Source organism: Salipiger sp. IMCC34102 (assembly GCF_004145405.1).
Lineage (GTDB): Bacteria > Pseudomonadota > Alphaproteobacteria > Rhodobacterales > Rhodobacteraceae > Loktanella.
The window spans coordinates 23802-45036 of sequence record NZ_SELQ01000008.1 but is presented as its reverse complement, the minus strand read 5'-3'; the positions used below and the strand labels follow the sequence as shown (position 1 = coordinate 45036).

Sequence of the window (21235 nt, the reverse complement as noted above, 5' to 3'; positions counted from 1 at the left end):
TCGAGGGAGATGGATTGCATGAAGCGAAATCCGCGCAAGGCGGGACGTGACCACGCCGGGTTCCGGACTATTGTTTCGGGCATGACGAACATCGCGCTCGCACACCTCAAGGGGAGACGCCGACCGAGTGCGATAATCGCGGCGATCGTCTGGTGTGCCGCGCTTGGCCTTGCGATCGGTGGCGTGGCCAGGGGCGATGTCGTCCTGGCGGTCGGAGCCTTGGGCGCCATGGTGATGGCGCTCGCCTTGCCGGCCTACACGCGCCTGTCCGGGATCGTGATGCCTGCCGGCCTCGCCACCGGTGTTCTGACCTTCTCACTCGCCGCCTTCGTGGTGGGCGAATGGTCCGGGGCCTACACCTGGAACTGGTGGTGGGACATCGCGCTGCACCTGGTGTCGGCGGCGGTGCTGGCGTTGGTCGGCCACGCGCTGGTCCTGCTGGTGAGCGCCGGCGCGCCGCCTCGGACCGGTTTGTGGATCGGCAGCATCCTCGCCGTCGGCTTCGCCGCCTTGGTCGGCGCCGCCTGGGAGTTGATGGAGTTCTCGATCGACGCGATCTTCGGCACCAATGCCCAGCGGTCCGGCCTGCGGGATACGATGGGTGACGTGGCCGCCAACATCACCGGCGCGATCTACGGCGCCGTTGCGGGGCAACTGGCGCTCAAGCGTGGAACCCGGCTACCGTTGTCGGGGCTTTTGCTGGACTTCTGCAATTCCAACAGGCTGATCTACGGGGCATGGCCGGGCGTCCCGTTCCATCAGACCTCCGGGCAGCCAGACAACGACGTGACGACGCGGATGGAGACGACATGACGATATTGATTCCCGCCTGGGTGGATGGAGAACTGACACCGGTCGAGAAGCTGCGCGTGCACCGCGAGGGGCTGCGTCACAAGGCGGTGTCCGTCTTCGTGAACCATGGGGCCTCGACCCTCATCCAGCAGCGTGCTGCTGGCAAGTACCATACTCCGGGATGTTGGGCCAATGCCTGCTGCACCCATCCCGCCTGGGACGAGGCGCCCGAGGCCTGCGCACGACGCCGCCTGCGCGAGGAACTGGGTATCGCCGTCGATACCGTGCACCACCGCGGCCGGGTCACCTACCGCGCCGACGTCGGCGGCGGCCTGATCGAGCACGAGGTGGTGGAGATCTTCACCGTCGACATGCCAACCCAGGTGACGCCCGACCCGGACCCGGATGAAGTCGGCGACACCCGCTGGATCGACTGGACCCTGCTGGAGCGAGAAATCGCCGCGGAGCCCGCCTCCTTCGTGCCCTGGCTGCGCATCTATCTGGCCGATCACCGGCATCTTCTGTCGGCATGACACCCGTGCCCGACCCTTCGTCGCGGAACGAGGCTGCATCGCACGACGCGGCCACGCTGGACCCGGCCTTCCAGGCGCTCAGCGGTTACCGCCCCGCTCCCGCACGGGCGGAGCGTGATGCGCATCTGGCGGCCATCGGCCGGGCGGTGAAAGACGCGGCCGAGGACATCGCCCGCACCGTCAGCGCCGATTTCGGCCACCGGGCCCGGCCCGAGACGCTGCTGACCGAGGTAGCGATGGTGGTCCAGTCGGTGCGCCACGCCCGGCGCAACCTGCGCGGGTGGATGCGGCCGCGCCGGGTGATCCTGCCGCCGCACATGTGGCCCTCGACCGCCTCGGTCGAACGGGAGCCGCTGGGTCTCGTCGGTATTCACGCGCCCTGGAACTACCCGGTGCAACTGGCACTGGTGCCGCTCGTCGCGGCTCTGGCGGGCGGCAATCGGGCGATCTTGCACCCGTCCGAACACACACCGCGCACGGCCGACCTTCTGGCCGATCTCGTAGGCGGCGCGGTTCCGGACCGGGCGCGGGTCGTGACCGGTGGACCCGACGTGGCAGCCGCCCTGTCAGCGCTGCCGCTGGACGGCCTGTTCTTCACCGGCTCCACCGCGACCGGGCGGCGCGTGATGGCGGCGGCGGCCGAAAACCTGGTGCCGGTCACGCTTGAGCTGGGAGGCAAGTCGCCGGCCGTCTTCCTAGGCGATGTCGACCTGGAGGCAGCGGCGCGATCTGTCATGGCGGGCAAGCTGCTGAACGCGGGCCAGACCTGCGTGGCACCCGACTATCTGCTGGTGCCCCGCGGCATGGTCGAAGACGTGGTCGCAGCACTCGCGCGGGCAACGGCCACGCTCTATCCCGATCCTTCCGGACCGGATTACACGGCGATGGCGCGCCCCGCCGACCGCGCGCGGCTGAAGGCGATGCTGGATGGCCTCGACGCGCGACCCTTGATGAAGACGATGCCGCAGGCCCCCCGCATCGGGGGCTGGGCCGTTGTCGACCCCCCCACCGATCATCCCCTCCTGCGCGAGGAAATCTTCGGACCCGTCTTGCCGATCATCCCCTGCGACGACACCGCCGCGGCGATCCGCTTCGTCAACGACCGGCCCGCACCTCTGGCGCTTTACGTCTATGGCCAGGATATTCGCGCCGCCCGGGCGACAGTCGCGCAGATCCGCGCGGGGGGGGCCATGATCAACGAAGCGGTGCAGCACGTCGGCGTCCAATCGCTGCCCTTCGGCGGGGTCGGCGCGTCGGGGATGGGGGCGTATCACGGCGACGAGGGGTTCCGCGCCATGACCCGCCTGCGGAGCGTGGTCACGGCCCGCCCGTCGCTGTCGCGTCTTGTCAGACCGCCCTATGGCGCGTCGATGGAACGGATCCTGCGCTCACTGATCCGCTGAGGACGGCGCGGGGTCGTAGCGGCGCCCGCGCCAGACCGCGGGCCGCCCGCGCCGGGCGCCGACCAGCGCCGTCCACTGGATCGCCAGTACGAAGAGGACCCCCAAGGGATGCGCCAGAACCGACAGCCATGACTGGCGCAATCGGACCGCCATCGCCGCCCGCGCGAGCAGGACCATGACGATGCTCAGCGCCGACAAGCCGGCGGAGAGGGACGCGCCGGCCGCGAGGGCGGCGGAAAGGGTCAGCACAGGCAGGACATGGCCGCCGAAAAGCAGGACCGTCCAGACGGGCAGGGCGCGCGATGTCGCCATCCCCTCGGTCGCGTTCTTGGAAAAGCCGTGCCAGATGCCGGGAAGGCTGTCGTACATGCGGCAGCCCGCGATCGGGGTCGCGTCGGTCAGGTCCGAGGCGCCGCCGGCGCGCCGGACGTTGCGGGGCAGCATCAGCCCGTCGTGCATCCGCCCGGCAAAGGCCGCATGCCCGCCCGCCGCATCGTAGGCCCTCCGCCGCACCGCCATCAGCTGACCGCAGCCCACGCCGAAGGACGGGTCGGGCCTGCGCCGCGCCATCGGCAAGGGCAGGTAGCCCAGCAGGGTGGTAAAGATCTGTGGGATGACGATCTTCTCTGCCAGCGTCGCGGTGATCTGCCGGGGGAAACCGCTGAGACAGTCAATCATCGACTGCTCCATCCCGGCGACCAGCCGGGCGGCCGCATCCTGCGCAAGCCGCACGTCCGCGTCGACGAACAGCAGGATCGGGTGGCGTGCCGCCTGGCCAAGTTGCCAGCAAGCGTGCGTCTTGCCGATCCACCCGGGCGGCAGGTCCAGACCCCGGATCAGACGAAGTCGCGGGTCTTCCGACGCGCGGGCGGCGACGATGGCATCCGTGCCGTCGGTCGATCCGTCGTCCAGCACCACGACCTCGACCGCCACGCCCGTCTGCCCCAGCGCAGCCTCAATGGCCGCCGCGATGTTCCTCGCTTCGTCGCGTGCCGGGATCAGGATCGACACGGGCGGCAACGGGCTGCCATCCGCGGAAGGCGGCGGACGCAGCACGGCAAGGTTCACGGCCGCCATGACGGCGAAGAACGCGGCCAGCGCCAGCCCGGCGATCGAAAGCGCGAGGATCATGCCGCCTCCATCAAAGCTGCTCTTTCGGCGCGTGATCCTTCGCAGGGTGCTGTCCGGCGGCGGCGGATCTGAGACGCTGCCACAGGCCGTAGACGCCCCCTTTCCCGCGCGCGCCGCTGATCAGCGTATCGAAGGGGGCCGGATCGCGCGCGATGGCAAGCTCCGCCAAGGCGTCCGCCGTTTCGGTCAGGGCCGCTTCCAGCCGAGGGGCCAGGTCCGCGGCCCCCTCGCCCGGGGCGGCTTCGATGGGTGCGCCAAAGCGCAGCAGGGCCTCCGGGCGTTTTTCGGACCAGTAGGGATACTCCAGGGCCAGCGGCACGGCCACCAACCCCGCCCGCCGCGCCATCAGATGAGCGGCACCCGGGCGCAGCGCCAAGGGCCGGAGGCGCGCGTCCGCGAACCTGCCTTGCGCGGTCATCCAGAGCACGCGATTCGCCGCTTCGGTGACCCGCAAAGCGTGCCGCAGGAAGTCGACCGCCCCGCGTGCATCCTCCGTTCGGATTCCGAAAACGCCCAGCTTTGTCATGAAGCGGTAGCGCTCCAGCATCGCCGCGTCGATCGGCCCGTAGCCCTGCCGGCCGGGAAAGAGTCGCGGATGCAACGCGATGAAGACCGCCGGATCCCACCACGACGGATGATTGGTGTAGATCATCACCGGGCGATCCACGGGCAGGTCCGGCAGGCCGGGACGGGCGAGCCTCACCGCGCGGAAATTCGCGGCAAGCTGTCGCCGCATCACGCCAGAGAAGAAGCGGCAGGCCGCCGGGGACCTTGCAGCGATGGGATCGTGCTCAACCTGCCGCGACATTCGCGGCCTCGGTGGTCATGCCGCCCGCGTCCTGGTCGAGCGTGTCCGCCGCGATCCAGCCCGACATCAATGCCATCGGCATTCCCGGACCCGGGTGCGCGGACCCGCCGGCCAGATAAAGCCCCGGCACCTGCCGCGATCGATTGCCCGGCTTGAACGCCCCCAGCACCTTGCCATGGCTCGCCAGCCCGTAGATCGCGCCGTCCAGCACCCGGTAGCGGTCATGGATGTCCTGCGGGGTAAGGGTGCGTTCCACCGCGATCCGATCCTCGATATCCTCCAGTCCTGCCGTGCGCTTGAGCTTGTCGAGTATGGTTCGGCGGTAGTCCGGCAACATCTGCGACCAGTCCTGCCCGGGCCGCAGGTAAGGCGTGTGGACCAGCACGTAGAGAGCTTCTCCGCCCTCGGGGGCGACGCCCGGTTCAGTTCGCGCGGGCGCGGCCACGTAGGCCGTCGGATCGGGGGCGGGCACGCCGTCGTCGTAGATCGCCGCGAATTCTTCCTTCGGGTCGCGCGAGAAGACGAAATTGTGATGCGCCAGATGATCGTAGGCCTTCCGCAGGCCGAGATAGAGAACCACGCCGGAACAGGCCGCTTCGCGTTTGCGGGACTTGCGGAACGTCTCCCATGCGTCCCCCCCGACAAGCTCCCGGTACGTGCGCACACTGTCCATGTTCGACACGACCTGATCGACCGCGACCCTCTCGCCGGCGTCCGTCAGCACGGCGGCCGCACGGCCGCCTTCCAGTTCGATCCGGGCGATGCCGCAGCCCTCGCGGATCTCGACCCCCAGGGACTCGGCCAGACGTTGAAGTGCCAGAGGCACCGCCCGTGTCCCGCCCATCGGATACCAGACGCCTTCACCCTGCTGCATCTGCGCGATTCCGCACAGCACCGCCGGAGAGGCGAGCGGCGAGGAGCCGACATACTGGATGAAGTGCTCCAGCATCTGCGTGACGCGCGGGTCGCGGATGTTGCGCTTGATCTCGCCGGCCACGGTCCGGTGCCTCCGCAGGGCCATCACGTCAGAGAGCGTCGACAGGTTCATGTTCGCACGCATGTCCATCGTGTCGCGCAGATCCTCCACCGACTTCCAGAAGAAGAAGCGGTCCGACACGTCCGACAGGCGCCGGGCAACCTCCATGAAACGCTCGAACCCCGCTTTGTCTTCGGGCGACAACCGACCGATTTCCTCGGCCGCGAGGGCGGTGTCGTCGCGCAGGTCCAACACCGTGCTGTCGTCGTAGAAGCACCGCCACTGCGGATCGATCCGGCGCAGATCCAGATCCTCGTGCAGATCGCGACCGGCCTCGCCGAAGATGCGCTTCAAGACACTGGGCATGGTGAGGATCGTGGGGCCCATGTCGAAGCGGTAGCCGCCTTCCTCGAGCACCGCCGCCTTTCCACCCAGCCAGTCGTTCTTTTCGAACAGCACCACACGATGACCGCGTGCGGCCAGGGTGCAGGCCGCGGCCAGACCGCCAAGGCCGCCTCCGATTACTGCCGTCTTGCTCATTCCGCGGCCTCCCGTGCGAGTTCCGTTGTCAGGTTGCGTCGTCCCGGCAGACCCAGGTCGTCGGCGCAAAGCCGGCTGGCGATCCGCGCACTTTCGAAGATCGTCGGCAGGCCGGAGCCCGGATGCGTTCCGCCGCCGGTAAGGTAGACGCCATCCAGATCTTCGAACCGGTTGCGGGGCCGGAAGGTCAGCATCTGGCCCAGGTTGTGCGCAAGGATGAAGGTGGCACCTTCATAGACCGCCATCTTGGACTGCCAGTCGTCGGGGGTGTACATCACTTCGGTCCGGATCAGCGGACGGATGTCGCGCCCGGCGATCCGCGACAGACGATCCAGGATCTTCTCCCGGTAGCCCGGGGCTTCGGCGGACCAATCGACCCCGCCCGTCAGGTTGCCGACGGGTGCCAGCACGTAAAGTGCCGAATGTCCCTCGGGCGCCAGGGACGGGTCCGTGACGCTGGCGTTCTGTATGTAGATCGTCGGATCCTCGGGCGCCTGGCCGGCATCGATCTCGGCCACGTTGCGGGCGTAGTCGGGTGAGAAGGCGATGGTGTGATGGCTCATCTCGGGCAGTGTGCCCTCGATCCCGAGGTAAAGCATGAAGGTCGAGCAGGAGAAGCTTTTCGATGCGATGCGCCGGTCGGTCCACCGCTTGCGGGCGGTATCGGGCACGAGGGTCGTCATCGCATGGGCAAAATCGGCGTTCATCATCACGGCGTCGGCCTCGTACCGGCCGTCGTCCGTCGAGGATCAGCTCTCGCACCGGTTCGCAGAGCCGGATATCGACCCCCATCTCCTTTGCCACGCGCGCCATGGCGGCGGTGATGGCATTGCATCCACCGCGCGGGTGATACACGCCGAAGCCGTATTCGATATGGGCGATGATCGTGTAGAGAGACGGGCACTTGAACGGGGACATGCCCAGGTATTTCGACTGGAACGAAAAGGCGACCCGAACATCCGGATGGTCGAACCAGCGATGCAATTCGCCGTCCACCGTTCGAAAGGGATGCAGCTGCGGCAGTGCCCGCAGCATGTCGCCGCGCAAGAGATCTGCAAGGGACAGAAACGGCCGCTGAAGGATCGACCGGAAGGTGCCGAACTTGCGTTGGTTGGCCTCCAGGTAGGCAGGCACCCGGGCGGCATCGCGGGGACTGATCCGCGCGACCTGCTCGGCCAGACGTTCGGGATCGGCCGTGGCGTCGATGCGACGGCCGTCGTCGAACTGCAGACGATACATCGGATCGAGTCGGATCAGGTCGACCTCGGCGTCGAAGTCGCGGCCACAGGCGGCGAATATCTCGCGCGGGATTTCGGGGTAGAGAAAGAACGTCGGCCCGATATCGAAGGTAAACCCGTCGCGGACCAGTGATCCTGTCCTTCCGCCGGGCTGCGGCTCTTTCTCCAGCAACGTGACGCGGGCGCCCGCAGCAGCATGGCGGTGGCAAGACCGCCCGGACCTGCGCCGATCACGACAACGTGCTTGTCGGATCCGTCGCCCTTCCTGTCCGCACGGGCGTCAAACGTTCCGTCCATCACGCCCGTCTTCTTTCCATTCGTCCCTGTCGAAGGTGATCAATCATGTGCAACCGACGGTAATCCTTCCAAATTTCGGTCAGCCAGGCCATCTGCGGCGTCTGTCTGCGTGAATTACCTAGCGCGCAGAACGTCGAGGGTAGCGCGCCCGCCGCGATCATGCGCTCGACCAGATGCTTGCTGGCAAACCGGAGCATGCCGATACGGGCGATCCGCGTCGCTCGCGGACCGATGGACGACGCCGCGCACCCTTGCGCCGACTGTCCGGCACGGGATCGCCGTCGCATCGTCGAGCGGGACGCCACCAACGGTTGCGTAGGCGCCGCCACCTGCGCCACGGGTTACGGTGCCGACAAGGGTCTCGGGCGCGAAGAGGCCGGTTCGGTCCGAGGTCATGTCGCGCATAGGTATCCTCTGCTTGTCATTCGGCCGCTCGAAAGATACGTGACCAGCTTGTTCCGATACCTTCCAGTATCGAATTGGTGATGTTGATGCCTGAAATTGATCCTCCACTTAGCCCACGCGGTCGCAAACGCGATCCCGACCGCGACATCGCCATCCTCGAGGCGACGATCGATCTGCTGGCGGAGGTCGGTTACGACGGTCTGAGCACGGCGAAAGTTGCGGATCGCGCCCTGGCCGGCAAGGGCACGATGTATCGCCGCTGGCCGACGAAGACCGATCTCGTGCTGGACGCCGTCGCGCACATGAAGGCACAGCAGATCGACCTGGAGGCGCTGCCCGATACCGGCTCTTTGCGGGGCGATCTTCTGGCTCTGTTCCAGCCTTCCGACAGCGCGCAACTGGATCGAACCTCGCGCGCCATGGCGGGGGTCGTGTCGATGATCAGCCAGATGCCGGGCCTTGCGGAAACGGGCGACTATTCGATCTTCGCGCCGTGGATCGCGGCGAACACGATCCTGATGGAACGCGCCGCCAAGCGCGGCGAGATCCCCGCAGCGGCCGATATCGCACTGGCCGCCCAGATCATCCCCTCGATGGCGGCCTATCGCGCCCTGATCCTGAGGGTCGCGATCGAAAAGGACCTGCTGGTGCGCCTCGTCGACCAGATCGTATTGCCTGCCCTGCACGAAAGCACCGCGCATCCGTCGCGTCGCTGAAACAGCGTCAACTTTGGCGTTTTCAATGCCGCCGAGTATCAGACCGGTCCGTGTGTCTGACGCTTGTTCAGCATCTTTGCCCTGGCATCCCGGACGAACCTCGGGCCGGTAAAAAGCGAGGGGATCGGCGTTGAGGGGAACCCGGAAGTCTGGCCGATCCTGCCGAAGCGGGAGCAGCTGTTACATGACGCGGCTGGATCCGTCGCGAAGCAGGCGATCCGGGCATTCCCGCAAATCTTATTTTTCACATGGGCCGACAATGCAAAATCTTCCATAGAAATAACGATACGAAACGTATTGTTATAAAGGTGCCGCTTGTTGCGGGTTGCCGTACATCACGGCTTGGGACGACCGGCAGCCGCGGTGCTACGGGACCGTCCGGCCTGCGCTCTTTGTAGAAGGACGACCCCCAGATGCCCCGACCGAAGATAATCCTGACCTGCGCCGTGACCGGCGCCGCCCATACGCCCTCCATGTCGCCATACCTGCCGGTCGATTCCGAGCAGATCGCGTAACAGGCCATCGACGCCGCCCAAGCGGGGGCCGCGATCGTGCATCTGCATGCGCGGGATGATGCGACGGGCAAACCCTCGGGGGATCCGGAGGTGTTCCGGGCGTTTCTTCCGACGATCAAGAAGGCGACGGACGCGGTCATCAATATCTCGACCGGCGGCGGCGGACCGGGCGTTCCCGTGAGCGAGCGCGCCCACGCCGCCCATATGCTCAGCCCCGAGCTTGCGTCTCTGAACATGGGGTCGATGAACCTGAACCTGTCGGGAATGGCGCAGCGGGACCGCGAATGGAAACACGACTGGGAGCAACGGTTCCTGGAGGCCACACGGGGCGCGGTCTTCAAGAACACCTTCGAGGATATCGCCTGGATTCTGACCGAGATCGGCCAGAAGGGCGGGACGCGATTCGAGTTCGAATGCTACGACATCGGCCACCTCTACACCCTCGCGCATTTCCTGCGGGAAGGCCTGGTCAAGCCACCGCTTCACGTCCAGACGATCTTCGGCCTGTCCGGCGGGATCGGGGCGGACCCGGAGGATATCCTTCATATGCGACGCACCGCGGATCGGTTGTTCGGCGACGATCTGCGCTGGTCGGTGATGGCGGGCGGGCCGAACCAGTTCCGCGTGGCGGTCACCGCGGCGCTGATGGGCGCCAACGTTCGGGTCGGTCTCGAGGACAGCCTCTATATATCCCGCGGAGAGCTGGCACGGTCGAACGCGGACCAGGTGAGAAAGATGCGTGGGATCCTGGACGAGCTGGGATTGGAGCTTGCGACCCCCACGGAGGCACGGGTCCTTCTGGATCTCAAGGGACGAGAAGCGGTATCATTCTGACGGCGGTCATGCGATACGAAACGTCTCGGTCGTCGCCTCGTATGGGCCGCCGGGCGCAAGACGGTAAGGGGAATCGCATGAGTGACGTCGTTCAGAAGCGCAGAAGTGGCCGACCACGAAGCGAGGCCGCGCGGGAGACCGTGCTGGCCGCGGCGCTGGAGTTGGCACGGGAAAATTCGGTCCAGACCATCACGATCGAGGCCATCGCCAAGTCGGCCGGCGTAAGCAAGGCCACGATCTACCGATGGTGGAACTCGAAGGCTTCGGTCGTGATCGACGCCTTCGTCGAAAATCATATCGTCCGCACGCCTATGCCACGCGATTGCCATCCCGCGGAGGCGCTGGTGCATCACTGGCGCCTTTTGGCGGAGCAATACTCCGGCTGGCCTGGAAATCTCGTCGCGCAAATCCTGGCCGAAGGGCAAAGCGACCCGGAGGTCCTGCGCGAGTTCCGGGAGAGGTTCCACTATGGCCGACGGGCGGTCGTGCGCGAGGTCGTGGACGATCTCTTCCAGAAATGGCGGCCCTCCGGCGACATGAGCGTCGAGGAGTTCATGGACCTCTTCTATGCGCCGCTCTACATGCGGCTGTCATGGCGTCACCGGCCTGTCGACGCGGATTTCATCGCCAATTTCCCGATCAATTTCTTCCGGTTGCTGGGTCTTGAGATGGACGAGGCCGGACGCCTGGCGGCCTGAATTCGGCGCGTCACACCGCAAGGAACGGGCCAAACGATAAATTTACAGTTCCCCTGGCGATAGATATTTATATACTGACCGTATCGAATTGTTTGAATAGGGTCGGATATGCCAGATGTAAGCCCTCGCCGCGTAAGGCGAATCGTGACAGGCGAAGACGCACAGGGTCGATCGACGATCCTGTCGGACGGACCGGCGCCGAACCACTTCATGGCGGATTACGCGCCGTCCTTCGTGCAGGTGCTCTGGGCCACCGGCGAAAGCGCCGCAGAGGGTCAAGAGCCTGCCCCCGCGGGGCACAAGTTCGGGTTTCACTCTCCGAAGGGGTCGATCCTGAGAATCGTCGATTTTCCGCCCGACGACACCTATACGCGAAAGGACCGGCTCACCGATTTTCTGGACACCCACGGGGTCCGGGACGAAAATGCGCCACGTCATTTCTGGTTCCACAAGACCGAATCCCTGGATTACGCGATCTGCCTTTCGGGCGAGATCCACGCCCTTCTGGACGAGGACGAAACGGTGATGACCGCCGGGGACGTCCTGATTCAGCGTGCGACGAACCAGAGTTGGTCGAACAGGTCCGACGCACCGTGCCGCATGGCCTTCGTGCTGATGGCGCTCGATGAAGACGGATCGGTCTGATCGACTACCGGAGAGGGCACACGCGATGAAGCTGAAGGTCAACTGGTTCGTCCCGCCGCCGCTTTCGCTGATTTCGAAGGCAAGAGGGTTCGACCAGGCGCGGGGGCTCGAGGTCCTTGCGACCGTCACGACGGGATCCGATGCGCAATTCGAAGCACTCTGCGCAGGCGAGGCGGACGCCGTGGTGACGGCGATGGACAACGTCCTGATGTGGAACCGGCGCGGGCGCATAGAGGATATTCGGATCGTCGCCCAGATTGAAGCCGCGACCGGATTCATCCTCGTCGCGCGCGCGGATGCGGGCCGGGTGGAGGACCTCGTTGGGTCCGATCTGCTGGTGGATTCGGCCGAGAACGGCTTTGCCATTGCCCTTCGTGCCTTGCTTCACGACGCAGGCATTCCCGCGGAGGCCTACCGGATGATCGTCGTCGGAGGCGTGCGCGAACGCTTCGGGGCGTTCAAGGCGGGACGCGGTCAGGCGACGTTGCTCGCGACCTTCGTCGAAGACGCCGCGGTCCAGGCCGGGTTTCACACGCTGGCCCGGATCGATACGCTCTTTCCCGGGATGCCGGGGCAGGGGCTGGCCGTGCGCACCGGCGCGATGGCCCGCGCGGAACCGGCCATCCGCGCCTGGCTGGGTGCCATGGACGAAGCCCGCGCCTGGGCCTCCGAAAACCCAGGCCCCGCACGCGCGATCGTGGAGGAGACCGGCGTTCCCGCCCCTGTCGTGGACACGCTGCTTGCCGGAATTCCCGACAGCTTCCAACCGCGGAATGCCGAGATCTTTCAGGACCAACGCCGCCGTCTTGGCTTGCCAGGCGCCGATGGGGGCATCGAGATGCTGGTCGACGACCGGCTGTTCCGGACGCTGGCCTGAAGCGGCGCGCGACCGGCGCACAACATGCCCGTCCGTCGTTTTCCGTCCGGCACGACCGCGCCCTCGTGCGGTGGATTGCGCGGGGCCTCGTATCGCTGAACCTGACTTCCAGCGCGCCGTTGACAAAACGAAACGTGCCGTTCTATATTGCTTCGCAATACGGGGAGGACGTAACTTAACGCGGAGACATGCGTAGGACATGCAGGATCACCGGCGCAGCGGGTCGGCCGATCTGGACATGCCGTGACCTTGCCCTTCGCGTCGGATCGACGCGGCGATCCCATCTCAATCCCGCCTTGCGACGGTCAGACGTCGCGGGCCCAGCAGAAAACGGAGACATCATGGACATCGACACGACCACCGGCCTTGGCAAGGATACCTTCGGACTGGCGCGGGTCAGCGACGGTACGCGGAGCTATCCCGCGCTCGTGCGTCCGAACGGGGAAGTCCTCGACTTGACCGCGTCCTACGCGCGGGCCAACGACATCTACGAGGACTGGCCGCGGGCCTTCGACAGGCTCGTCGATCTAAACGAACGCGAGGCGGCGGGCGGCGTCGGTATCAACGACCTGCACCTGCTGCCCCCCACCGAACGACCGCAGGTCTTCGGGGCGGGGTCGAACTACCGCAAGCACGCGGCAGAAATGTATACCTACAACGAAGGCGAGTACCAGAAGGCCCGCCAGGAGGGAGAGAGCGACGATGCGTTCTTCGCCCGCAACATGGAGTTCGTCGAACAGAAACGCGCGACGGGCATGCCCTTCATCTGGATGGCCACGCATGGCTGCCTCGTTGGCGCTCGTGACGATGTCCGTCTGCCGCTGGTGGGGGACCAACACGACTGAGAGGCCGAACTGGGTCTGGTCCTGACCGGCGGAAGCCCGCGCTACATCACCCCGGACGAAGCCGGGGATTTCATCGCGGGCTACTGCATCGTCAACGACATGCACACCTGCGAGATGTTCAGTCGCAGCGACATCAAGTGGAACGCCGACTGGATCGCCAAGCATTCGCCGACCTTCAAGCCGGTCGGGCCTTTCGTCGTCCCGAAGCCATTCTTCGACACGCTCGATGGCTTCCAGATCCAGTTGAAAGTCAACGGCGAGATCAAGCAGGACTGGCCCGCCAACGACATGATCTTCACGCCCGAGGACTATGTCGCCTACGCGTCCGAGCGGCTGCCGATCCTTGCGGGCGATCTGGTGATGACCGGATCTCCCCCCGGAAACGGCGGTGTTCATGGCCAGTTCCTGAAGGCCGGCGACACGCTCGACGTCGAGATCACCGGGCTGGGCCGCCAGCGCAACCGGCTGGTGGCAGAACAGACCACCCGCACCCCGCATTTCGGGCTACCACCGTTCGAGTGAACCGCCCGCACCCCGACACACGCCCTGGAGGAGGACCCCATGTCACAAGACACCATGATCCCGACCGTGGATCCCATGCTGCCCCCGAAGCAGGATTGGGCCGGCAACCTCGCCGCGCTCGACCACACCGTCATCAAGGTGCCCGATCTCGTAGAGGGGGCGGATTGGTACAATCGTTTCCTGGGCCTGACCGTCGCGGACCGGCGCGGTGGGATCGCGTATCTTGCAAGCCCCGTTTCCGGACAGATCGTGCTGGGGTTGGCGGAAGGCGGCACCGGTCTCGACTACATGAGCTTTCGCGTGCACGAGGGTGACGGGCTCGATCGGCTGGCGCATCGGATGAAATCCGCGGGCGTCGCCTATGACGACAGCGCGGACCGCACCCGCCCCGACACCGAACGCGCCCTGCGCCTGACCTTGCCGGAAGGCCAGACCAAGCAGATCATGCAGGCCGCTCCGCGCGACAAGCCGTCGACCCGGGGGCTGACGCCCGGCGCGCTCGACATCCGCACCAGCCATCTGCAACTGCGGACCCCGGATGTCATGGGCCTCTCCCGGTTCGTTCAGGACGCCTTGGGCTTTCGCGTGACCAACTACGTGCCCACACCCGATGGCGACAATCACATGATCCAGTTCACCCGGATCAACGACTACCACCACCAGCTCGCGATCCTGGCCGGCAAGCCGGGGCTTCACCATGTCGCGCTCTCGATGGACAAGGACGATTTCTTCGCTTTCCTCACCCATATCGAGCGCGAACATATCCCGGTGGAATACGGCCCCGGTCGCCACTACGAAGTCCGGTCGCTGTTCGCCTACGTGCGCGATCCTTTCGGCAACCGGATCGAGGTCGCAGGTCCGATGGCCTACGTCGGTCACGATTACACGCCGTCGACGGTCGAGCACGAGCACTGGTATCACATGAACATGTGGGGACCCGCGCCGCCCAAGACCTGGTTCGAAGAATGGACTTGAGCGCGGATCGTCCGCGGGGCGACGGACCGCTGTGGGTCGCCAGCGGCGGACACGGTGGCCGGGTCGTCGTCCTGCTGCACGGCATTGGGGCGACCGCGGCCGTCTGGGTCAAGGTCGCCCGCGTTCTGGAAAGCCGGGGCCTCCGGTGGATCGCGCCGGACCTGCGCGGCCACGGCGGCTCGACCGGGCAGGGGCCCTACGGGTTCGGCATGCACGCCGCCGACATCGCGATGTTGCTACGCAGCGAAGATCCCGATCGGATCACCGTTCTGGGGCATTCCTTCGGCGGCGTGGTCGGCGCCTGCCTGGCGGGCGGGCTTTTCGGGCCGCCGCCTGCGCGATTGGCGGCCTTCGGCGTCAAGTTCGACTGGACCCCGACGGAGATTGCCCAGGCCCAGGCGGTTGCGGCCAAGCCACCGCGCGCATTCGCCACGACCTCTGAGGCGCGCGCACGTCATCTCAAGATCTCTGGCTTGTCCGGCCTCGTCCGGGAGGATGCCCCCGAAACCGCCCGCGGCATCCGTAGGGGAGCGGAGGCGGCGGTTCTCGCCATGGTGCCCGGTGTCTTCGGTGCCGTAGGCCCCCCGATCGCACCCTTGTTCGAAGCCTTGCGATGCCCGCTCACCCTGGCCTGCGGGACCGAGGACGCGATCGCCGATCTGGCCGCGCACCGTCGGTTCGACCCCGATGCCGCGGCCTTGGAGGGGATGGGCCACAACGCCCACATCCAGAACCCCGTCGCGGTCGCGGATCTTGTCAGCGGGTAGAGACGCCGCTTGACGTCGATAGTATCGATACGCCACGTATCGTATGTTAAATTCAGTCGCGACGCGGGAGGCGCCGAGGCCTCGGACCGGACGGTCTGGGGGGCCGGACCAATCCAGGGAGGAATGCGAGATGACGGATACGAAGATACTGGTGGTCGGCGGCGGAATCGCCGGTCTCACCACCGCGGCGGCGATGGCCCGCAAGGGGCTTTCAGTCGACCTGGTCGAGCGCAAGCCGGAACTGTCGGACGCGGGCGGGATCGGGCTGACCCTCGTCGGCAACGCGCTGCGGGCGTTGGAAGAGATCGGTGCGGTTCAGAAGTGCCTCGATACCGGGGTCTGGGCGGACAGCCAGGCGGTGCACACGCAGGACGGGACCTTGGTCATCGACCTGCCGCAGCCGCGGATCGGCGGTGCGCACCTGCCCACGAACCTCAACATCAAACGGCGGAACCTGCACAGGGCCCTCGTGGACGCGGCCGTGGACGCAGGCGTCACGATGCGGTGCAGCATGACCGTCACGGACTGGGAAGAGATCGGCGACGCGATGCAGGTGACGCTGTCGGACAGCAGCACGGGGGAGTATGCGCTGCTGGTGGCGGCCGAGGGTGTCGCCTCTCCCACTCGCAAGCGACTCCTGCCCGAGCTCGAGCCGGAATTCTCGAACGCCATCGTCTGGCGGGCCAAGACGCCGCGGATCGAGGGGCTGGACCGCTCTCACATCTATATTGGCGAGAACAAGAGCGTGGTCGGTATCGTCCCGCTCGACGACACGGATGCCTATATCTACATCGGCCAGAGCAGCGAGGATTCGTCCCGTCGCGACGACGACACGCTGCATGTGCAGATGCGCGAGCTGCTGGAGGGTTTCGGCGGTTTCGTACCCGAGCTGTCGCAGCACATCACTTCGCCCGAGGATGTCTGGTGCCGGCCCGTCATCACGATGCTCCTGCCCGTGCCGTGGCACAGGGGGCGCGCCGTCATCATCGGGGATGCGGCGCACGTCCATTCCCCGTCCCTGTCGCAAGGGGCCGCCATGGGGATCGAGGACGGGATCGTGCTGGCCGACGAAGTGGCGCGCCACCCCGATGACATCGCGACGGCGCTCGACGGTTTCAACGCCCGCCGGTTCGACCGCGTGAAGGCCATCATCGACGGCTCGTCGGAGTTGGAGACTGCCAAGAGCCAGCAGGACCTCGGACGTATCCGGCAAAGCATCCTGAAGCTGATGGCGGAACCGCTTTGACGCAAGGCGCGGCGGGCCCGCGACAGGCCGCGCGGGCCCCGTGAGAACGCCTGCGAACATGAACGCCTCCTTCAATCGAAGGAGGCGTTTTCGTCGAGACTGCCATCACGCCCGGTTCCGGGATCTCGCGCCCTGATGGACGTGGGGCAGTCGAGGGGCGCGTCGCCGTGCGCTAGACCCCGACCAGGTTCGGCGCTTCCTTCATGTCGAGCGTCGCGCAATCCCAGTGTTCGTCGGCCCGGCCATCGACGAAACGGAACATGTCGAACCACGTCGTCGTATAGGTTTCGGAAGGATCATGCGGGTTCGTGAGGTATCGCGCCGAGGCAATGGTCACCATGTCGCCTTCGGCCACGACCGCCACGACCTTCATCCGCAACTTGTCCTCGACCGGACGCGGCTTCACGCCATGGGTTTCAGTGAAGAACTTGACGACTGCCGCGCTGCCCGAGGGCACGAATGGATCATGCTGGATATAGCGTTCGGTCTTGAATTCGTTCACGCGGTCCCAATTCCCGGCCTCGTCGAGGATGGTGAAGATCTTGTAGGCTGCCTGCTTGTTGCGATGCAGCTCGGGGTCGGCGCTGGTGAATTGCGCCTCGATGTCGTCAGCGGGCGTCACCGGGTCGCCCTGGGCGGTGCGTGCCATATCGGCCATTGATCTCTCTCCCTTGGTTTGTTCGGTGACCCCTGTGGGGATCGCCGGTTCGATCGCGCCTTTTCGTCGGCGAGCGCGCGCCGTCACCTCCGCCCGGTTGCGACAGCGCGGGGTAATTTCAGACGATCGTTCCAGGCTGCGGGGTGGGCCACCACAGGCCCTCCTGCCGCGCCCCGAAGGTATTGCGCAGAGTTCCGATGCCGCCCGCCTCCAACTCGATCGTGTCGCCGGGCTTGAGCGCGATGTCATGCTCCCAGGCCGATCCGCCCTGAATGGTCCCCGACCCGATGACGTCGCCGGGCATCAGCCGCTCGCCGAGCGAGACGAAGGCGAGGATCTTGTCCAGCGTCCACAGGACCCCGCCGCTGTCGCCCGTCGCGGTGACCTGGCCATTGACGCGCGCCTGCATGGGGATCGCATAGAGGTCGTCGAATTCGTCCTTCGTGGTGATCCACGGACCGATGCCTTGGGCGAAATTCTTGCTCTTGGTACACCCCATTCCGATGGGCAACTCGTCGTGCTGCAGATCACGCGCGCTGAAATCGTTGTAGATCGTGACCCCGAACAACGCATCCAGCGCCCTGTCCGGCGTCAGGTTGGAGGTCTGCCGCCCGATGACCCAACCCAGCTCGAGCTCGTAGTCCATCTTCTGGATATAGCCCGGCCAGGGGACCTCCGCCCCGTGTCCGATCGCCATGGATCCGGCCTGATGGGTGTAAGGGATGATACGTTCGATGCTGTCGGGAAGCGGACGCCCCATCTTGCCGCTCCATCCCTTGAGATGGCCGAGGAAGTTCAACCCGTCGCGCACGAAGGGCGGATCGCTGGCGGGCAGCCAGTCGACGGCGTCGATCTCCAGCGCGGCGTCGTCGCCACGGGCCGCCACGACGTCGTTCGCGTGATCGATCAGGAACGACCCGAACCCAAGCGCTTCGGTCATGCTGCCCGGAAACGCGGTCCGGGCGTAGCGGCGCGCCGCCTCCGGCGTCGCGTGTCGCTTCGAAGTGCAGAGCCGCGGCCCGCGCCAGATCGACCACGCGGTTCTTTTCGGGCTCGACCATGACGAGTCGTGCCCTCTTGCCGTCCGGCGTCTCTCTCGCGATCCGTCCAAACTTCATAGACTCGCTCCATTTATATTCGTTACGTATCGTATTATACAGTCGGCAACATTGGTCAAGAGGGGTGCCGAGGCAGGTGTTTCTGCTAGATCCGATTATTTCACTGCAATCAGGACCCCGGACCTCCGCTGTAATTAATGCATACGACGCGTATCGGATTGAATGAACGTGCTCGATCTGCTAGAGAACCGGCAAGAGCGATGGGGAGGATCGTGCGGAATGGCAAAACATGACACTGGCCAAGGCGGCTGCCCGATGGGCGATCCCGCGGCGATGGCGCGTGACTTCGACCCGTTCGACGCCCCTTATCAAGCCGATCCGGCAGAGGCGCTGGCCTGGGCGCGGGCGCAGGCGCCGGTGTTCTACGCCCCCAAGCTCGGCTATTGGGTCGTATCGCGCTACGATGACATCAAGGCCGTGTTCCGCGACCCGATCCTGTTCTCGCCGCGCAACGTGCTGGAAAAGATCTCGCCCCCGACCGAGGAGGCCATGAAGATCCTGCTCAGCTACGACTACGCGATGGACCGCACGCTGGTGAACGAGGACGAGCCCGCCCACATGGAGCGGCGGCGCCTTCTTCTGGACCATTTCCTTCCCGCAAACCTCGAACAGCACCGGGACATGATCCGGCGACTGACGCAGGAGCGGCTGGACGCGATTGTGGACGAAGGCCGCGCCGATCTGGTGGAAGAGATGCTCTACGAGGTGCCGTTGCTGGTAGCACTTCACTTCCTCGGTGTGCCCGAGGACGAGGTCGAGACCTTGCGGACCTTCTCGCTGGCGCATTCGGTGAACACCTGGGGGCGCCCCTCCGACGAGAAGCAGGCTCAGGTCGCGCACGATGTGGGACGGTTCTGGGCCTATGCCGGCAAGGTGATCGAGCGGATGCGGTCAGAGCCGGACGGCACCGGCTGGATGCACCACACCATCAGGATGAACGCGGAACGACCGGACATCGTGACCGACAGCTACGTCCACTCGATGATGATGGCGATCATCGTGGCTGCCCACGAGACGACATCCCTGGCCTCGGCCAACATGTTCAAGACGCTGCTGACCCACCGCGACGCCTGGGACGACATCTGTGCCAACCCCGCGCTTATTCCCAACGCGGTCGAGGAGTGCCTTCGCTACGCGGGCTCCATCGTGGCCTGGCGCAGGCAAACGACGGCGCCTACCGCGCTGAATGGGGTGGACCTGCCGGAAGGGGCCAAGCTGCTGATCGTCCAGGCCTCCGCCAACCGGGACCCACGACACTTCGAGAACGCGGAGGTCTTCGACATCTACCGCGACAATGCCGTGGACCACCTGACCTTCGGCTACGGCGCGCACCAGTGCATGGGCAAGAACATCGGCCGGATGGAAATGCGGATCTTCCTCGAAGAGGTTTCGCGCCGCCTGCCGCACCTGCGCCTGGCCGAGCAGACGTTCAGCTACATGCCCAACACGTCGTTCCGGGGGCCGGAGGCGCTTTGGGTGCACTGGGATCCCGCACGCAATCCCGAGCGCCAGGCCGACGCCGCACCGCGCCCGCGCCGCGACTTCGCCGTGGGTGCGCCGAACCGGCGCGACGTCGCGCGCGCCGTCCGCGTCACCGACGTGCGGCGGGAGGCAGAGGCCGTGCTTGGCCTTACCCTGGAAGCGGCGGACGGACGCGCCTTGCCGGACTGGACACCGGGGTCGCATGTCGAGCTGTGCGTCGGGGATTTCGACCGCAAGTATTCGCTCTGCGGTCCGGCCGACGACGGCACCTACCGTGTCGCGATCCTGCGGGAGGCCGCGGGGAAGGGAGGGTCGGCCCACATCCACGACACCCTGCGGGCCGGGGCCGAAATCGGCCTGCGCGGACCCTCCAACCTGTTCCGCCTGGACGAAAGCGCGCCGCACTACCTTCTGATCGCCGGCGGCATCGGGATCACGCCGATCCTGGCCATGGCGGACCGGCTTCGGGCGCTAGGTAAATCCTACGCGCTCCACTACGGCGGGCGGGCGCGTCGGTCGATGGCCTTTCTCGACCGGCTCAACCGCGATCACGGATCGGCGCTGACACTCTACGCCGAGGACGAAGGGTCGATGATGGACCTCTCCCGGCTGGTCGCCGATCTGCCGGAGGGGGGGCAGATCTACGCCTGCGGGCCGGGGGGGCTGCTCGCCGCGCTGGAAGACCGGACCGCCGATCTGCCGCCCGGCACCTTCCGGTCCGAACATTTCGCCAGCACCGCGGCGGGGCTCGACCCCGAGAACGAAGTGCCGTTCGAGGCGCAGCTGGTCGATTCCGGTCTGACCGTCACGGTGCCGCGCGACGGAACGCTGCTCGATGCGATCCAGGCGGCGGGGATCGACGTGCCCTGCGACTGCCGGGAAGGGCTTTGCGGATCCTGCGAGGTCGCGGTCGTCGAAGGCGAAATCGACCATCGCGACATGGTGCTGACACGGGCCGAGCGGCAGGAAGGCCGCCGCATGATGAGCTGCTGTTCACGCGCCGCGAACGGCAAACCGATCAAGATCGCCCTCTGACGACAAAGGCCGACCGGGCGCGCCAGCGTTTTCGCGAGAGGCGCAATATCGCATGTGCTACAGATCCGGTGGGGCCGGAGCGTGGATATTCAAGGGCGCGGCGCGGGAGGACTTGTTTGACAGCGGGACCCTCATTCATCCCTTCCGCGGCGCGACCCGGTCCACCGAGCCTTGCAAGG

Annotated in this window: 19 protein-coding genes and 2 pseudogenes; 14 read left to right on the top strand and 7 right to left on the bottom strand. The window is 66.1% G+C overall.

All coding sequences use genetic code 11. From position 1 onward, the window contains the following. The first annotated feature begins 18 nt into the window (after positions 1-18). The 3 genes from EU805_RS14690 to EU805_RS14680 are packed head-to-tail and all read left to right on the top strand — an operon-like array spanning position 19 to position 2728. Positions 19-813 carry a hypothetical protein gene (locus tag EU805_RS14690; protein WP_207208119.1) on the top strand — a complete coding sequence of 265 codons (795 nt, stop codon included), beginning with the start codon at positions 19-21 and terminating at the stop codon, positions 811-813. Further along, positions 810-1325: an isopentenyl-diphosphate Delta-isomerase gene (gene idi / locus EU805_RS14685; protein WP_129764742.1), complete on the top strand. Its 516-nt coding sequence runs from the start codon at positions 810-812 to the stop codon at positions 1323-1325. The genes EU805_RS14690 and idi overlap by 4 nt, the downstream gene beginning before the upstream one ends. A 5-nt stretch (positions 1326-1330) precedes the next feature. Then, the gene (locus tag EU805_RS14680) at positions 1331-2728 is read left to right on the top strand and encodes an aldehyde dehydrogenase family protein (protein ID WP_242494187.1); all 1398 of its coding nucleotides are present in this window, start codon (positions 1331-1333) and stop codon (positions 2726-2728) included. Here EU805_RS14680 and EU805_RS14675 read toward each other — a convergent pair. From EU805_RS14675 to EU805_RS17745, 5 genes and pseudogenes are all read right to left on the bottom strand, one after another. Next, positions 2714-3859 (bottom strand): glycosyltransferase family 2 protein, encoded by a 1146-nt coding sequence (locus EU805_RS14675; protein WP_207208118.1) that lies wholly within the window; start codon positions 3857-3859, stop codon positions 2714-2716. The two genes, EU805_RS14680 and EU805_RS14675, sit on opposite strands and share 15 nt — an antisense overlap. 10 nt (positions 3860-3869) lie before the next feature. Further along, positions 3870-4667: a lysophospholipid acyltransferase family protein gene (locus tag EU805_RS14670; RefSeq protein ID WP_129764740.1), complete on the bottom strand. Its 798-nt coding sequence runs from the start codon at positions 4665-4667 to the stop codon at positions 3870-3872. Beyond that, positions 4651-6183, bottom strand: coding sequence for an NAD(P)/FAD-dependent oxidoreductase (locus EU805_RS14665; protein WP_129764739.1), 1533 nt, complete (start codon positions 6181-6183; stop codon positions 4651-4653). Before EU805_RS14665 ends, EU805_RS14670 begins: the two co-directional genes overlap by 17 nt. After that, on the bottom strand, positions 6180-6866 hold the full coding sequence (locus EU805_RS17750; protein WP_242494191.1) for a hypothetical protein: 687 nt from the start codon (positions 6864-6866) through the stop codon (positions 6180-6182). The genes EU805_RS14665 and EU805_RS17750 overlap by 4 nt, the downstream gene beginning before the upstream one ends. A gap of 109 nt (positions 6867-6975) precedes the next feature. Next, positions 6976-7593 (bottom strand): annotated as a pseudogene (locus EU805_RS17745) (FAD-dependent oxidoreductase); the annotation flags it as partial. 616 nt (positions 7594-8209) lie between these two features. On the opposite strand from EU805_RS17745, the gene EU805_RS14655 reads away from it, so the two are divergent. From EU805_RS14655 to EU805_RS14615, 10 genes and pseudogenes are all read left to right on the top strand, one after another. Next, the gene (locus tag EU805_RS14655; RefSeq protein WP_207208117.1) at positions 8210-8839 is read left to right on the top strand and encodes a TetR/AcrR family transcriptional regulator; all 630 of its coding nucleotides are present in this window, start codon (positions 8210-8212) and stop codon (positions 8837-8839) included. Positions 8840-9252: 413 nt separating this feature from the next. Next, positions 9253-10188: pseudogene (locus EU805_RS14650) on the top strand (3-keto-5-aminohexanoate cleavage protein). A 77-nt stretch (positions 10189-10265) separates the two neighbouring features. Continuing rightward, positions 10266-10886, top strand: coding sequence for a TetR/AcrR family transcriptional regulator (locus EU805_RS14645; protein WP_129764737.1), 621 nt, complete (start codon positions 10266-10268; stop codon positions 10884-10886). 144 nt (positions 10887-11030) lie between these two features. Further along, positions 11031-11531 (top strand): cupin domain-containing protein, encoded by a 501-nt coding sequence (locus tag EU805_RS14640; RefSeq protein WP_207208116.1) that lies wholly within the window; start codon positions 11031-11033, stop codon positions 11529-11531. Between the two features lie 25 nt (positions 11532-11556). Then, positions 11557-12408, top strand: a complete 852-nt coding sequence (locus EU805_RS14635) for an ABC transporter substrate-binding protein (RefSeq protein ID WP_165351971.1) — start codon at positions 11557-11559, stop codon at positions 12406-12408. Between the two features lie 341 nt (positions 12409-12749). Beyond that, complete coding sequence (locus tag EU805_RS17595; protein ID WP_207208115.1) at positions 12750-13253, top strand: hypothetical protein; 504 nt, start codon at positions 12750-12752, stop codon at positions 13251-13253. A 9-nt stretch (positions 13254-13262) separates the two neighbouring features. After that, the gene (locus EU805_RS17590) at positions 13263-13775 is read left to right on the top strand and encodes a fumarylacetoacetate hydrolase family protein (protein ID WP_207208122.1); all 513 of its coding nucleotides are present in this window, start codon (positions 13263-13265) and stop codon (positions 13773-13775) included. Positions 13776-13814: 39 nt separating this feature from the next. Next, positions 13815-14750, top strand: coding sequence for a VOC family protein (locus EU805_RS14625; RefSeq protein ID WP_207208114.1), 936 nt, complete (start codon positions 13815-13817; stop codon positions 14748-14750). After that, positions 14747-15517 carry an alpha/beta fold hydrolase gene (locus EU805_RS14620; RefSeq protein WP_165351970.1) on the top strand — a complete coding sequence of 257 codons (771 nt, stop codon included), beginning with the start codon at positions 14747-14749 and terminating at the stop codon, positions 15515-15517. The genes EU805_RS14625 and EU805_RS14620 overlap by 4 nt, the downstream gene beginning before the upstream one ends. Before the next feature lie 130 nt (positions 15518-15647). Beyond that, positions 15648-16763, top strand: coding sequence for an FAD-dependent oxidoreductase (locus EU805_RS14615; RefSeq protein ID WP_165351969.1), 1116 nt, complete (start codon positions 15648-15650; stop codon positions 16761-16763). A 172-nt stretch (positions 16764-16935) separates the two neighbouring features. Here the strand turns inward: EU805_RS14615 and EU805_RS14610 are convergent, their stop codons facing one another. After that, the gene (locus EU805_RS14610; RefSeq protein ID WP_129764732.1) at positions 16936-17421 is read right to left on the bottom strand and encodes a nuclear transport factor 2 family protein; all 486 of its coding nucleotides are present in this window, start codon (positions 17419-17421) and stop codon (positions 16936-16938) included. Between the two features lie 118 nt (positions 17422-17539). After that, a complete protein-coding gene (locus EU805_RS14605) occupies positions 17540-18361 on the bottom strand; it encodes a fumarylacetoacetate hydrolase family protein (protein WP_207208113.1) in 822 nt (273 codons plus the stop codon). A 397-nt stretch (positions 18362-18758) separates the two neighbouring features. On the opposite strand from EU805_RS14605, the gene EU805_RS14600 reads away from it, so the two are divergent. Next, positions 18759-21056, top strand: coding sequence for a cytochrome P450/oxidoreductase (locus EU805_RS14600; protein WP_129764731.1), 2298 nt, complete (start codon positions 18759-18761; stop codon positions 21054-21056). The last annotated feature ends 179 nt before the right edge of the window (positions 21057-21235 follow it).

What these genes read in the sequence shown, in the direction of transcription:
- EU805_RS14690 (WP_207208119.1), top strand. Translation starts at nt 19, where the DNA reads ATGAAGCGAAATCCGCGCAAGGCGGGACGTGACCACGCCGGGTTCCGG.
- idi (WP_129764742.1), top strand. Translation starts at nt 810, where the DNA reads ATGACGATATTGATTCCCGCCTGGGTGGATGGAGAACTGACACCGGTC.
- EU805_RS14675 (WP_207208118.1), bottom strand. Translation starts at nt 3,859, where the DNA reads ATGATCCTCGCGCTTTCGATCGCCGGGCTGGCGCTGGCCGCGTTCTTC.
- EU805_RS14670 (WP_129764740.1), bottom strand. Translation starts at nt 4,667, where the DNA reads ATGTCGCGGCAGGTTGAGCACGATCCCATCGCTGCAAGGTCCCCGGCG.
- EU805_RS14665 (WP_129764739.1), bottom strand. Translation starts at nt 6,183, where the DNA reads ATGAGCAAGACGGCAGTAATCGGAGGCGGCCTTGGCGGTCTGGCCGCG.
- EU805_RS17750 (WP_242494191.1), bottom strand. Translation starts at nt 6,866, where the DNA reads ATGACGACCCTCGTGCCCGATACCGCCCGCAAGCGGTGGACCGACCGG.
- EU805_RS14655 (WP_207208117.1), top strand. Translation starts at nt 8,210, where the DNA reads ATGCCTGAAATTGATCCTCCACTTAGCCCACGCGGTCGCAAACGCGAT.
- EU805_RS14645 (WP_129764737.1), top strand. Translation starts at nt 10,266, where the DNA reads ATGAGTGACGTCGTTCAGAAGCGCAGAAGTGGCCGACCACGAAGCGAG.
- EU805_RS14635 (WP_165351971.1), top strand. Translation starts at nt 11,557, where the DNA reads ATGAAGCTGAAGGTCAACTGGTTCGTCCCGCCGCCGCTTTCGCTGATT.
- EU805_RS17595 (WP_207208115.1), top strand. Translation starts at nt 12,750, where the DNA reads ATGGACATCGACACGACCACCGGCCTTGGCAAGGATACCTTCGGACTG.
- EU805_RS14625 (WP_207208114.1), top strand. Translation starts at nt 13,815, where the DNA reads ATGTCACAAGACACCATGATCCCGACCGTGGATCCCATGCTGCCCCCG.
- EU805_RS14615 (WP_165351969.1), top strand. Translation starts at nt 15,648, where the DNA reads ATGACGGATACGAAGATACTGGTGGTCGGCGGCGGAATCGCCGGTCTC.
- EU805_RS14610 (WP_129764732.1), bottom strand. Translation starts at nt 17,421, where the DNA reads ATGGCCGATATGGCACGCACCGCCCAGGGCGACCCGGTGACGCCCGCT.
- EU805_RS14605 (WP_207208113.1), bottom strand. Translation starts at nt 18,361, where the DNA reads ATGACCGAAGCGCTTGGGTTCGGGTCGTTCCTGATCGATCACGCGAAC.
- EU805_RS14600 (WP_129764731.1), top strand. Translation starts at nt 18,759, where the DNA reads ATGGCAAAACATGACACTGGCCAAGGCGGCTGCCCGATGGGCGATCCC.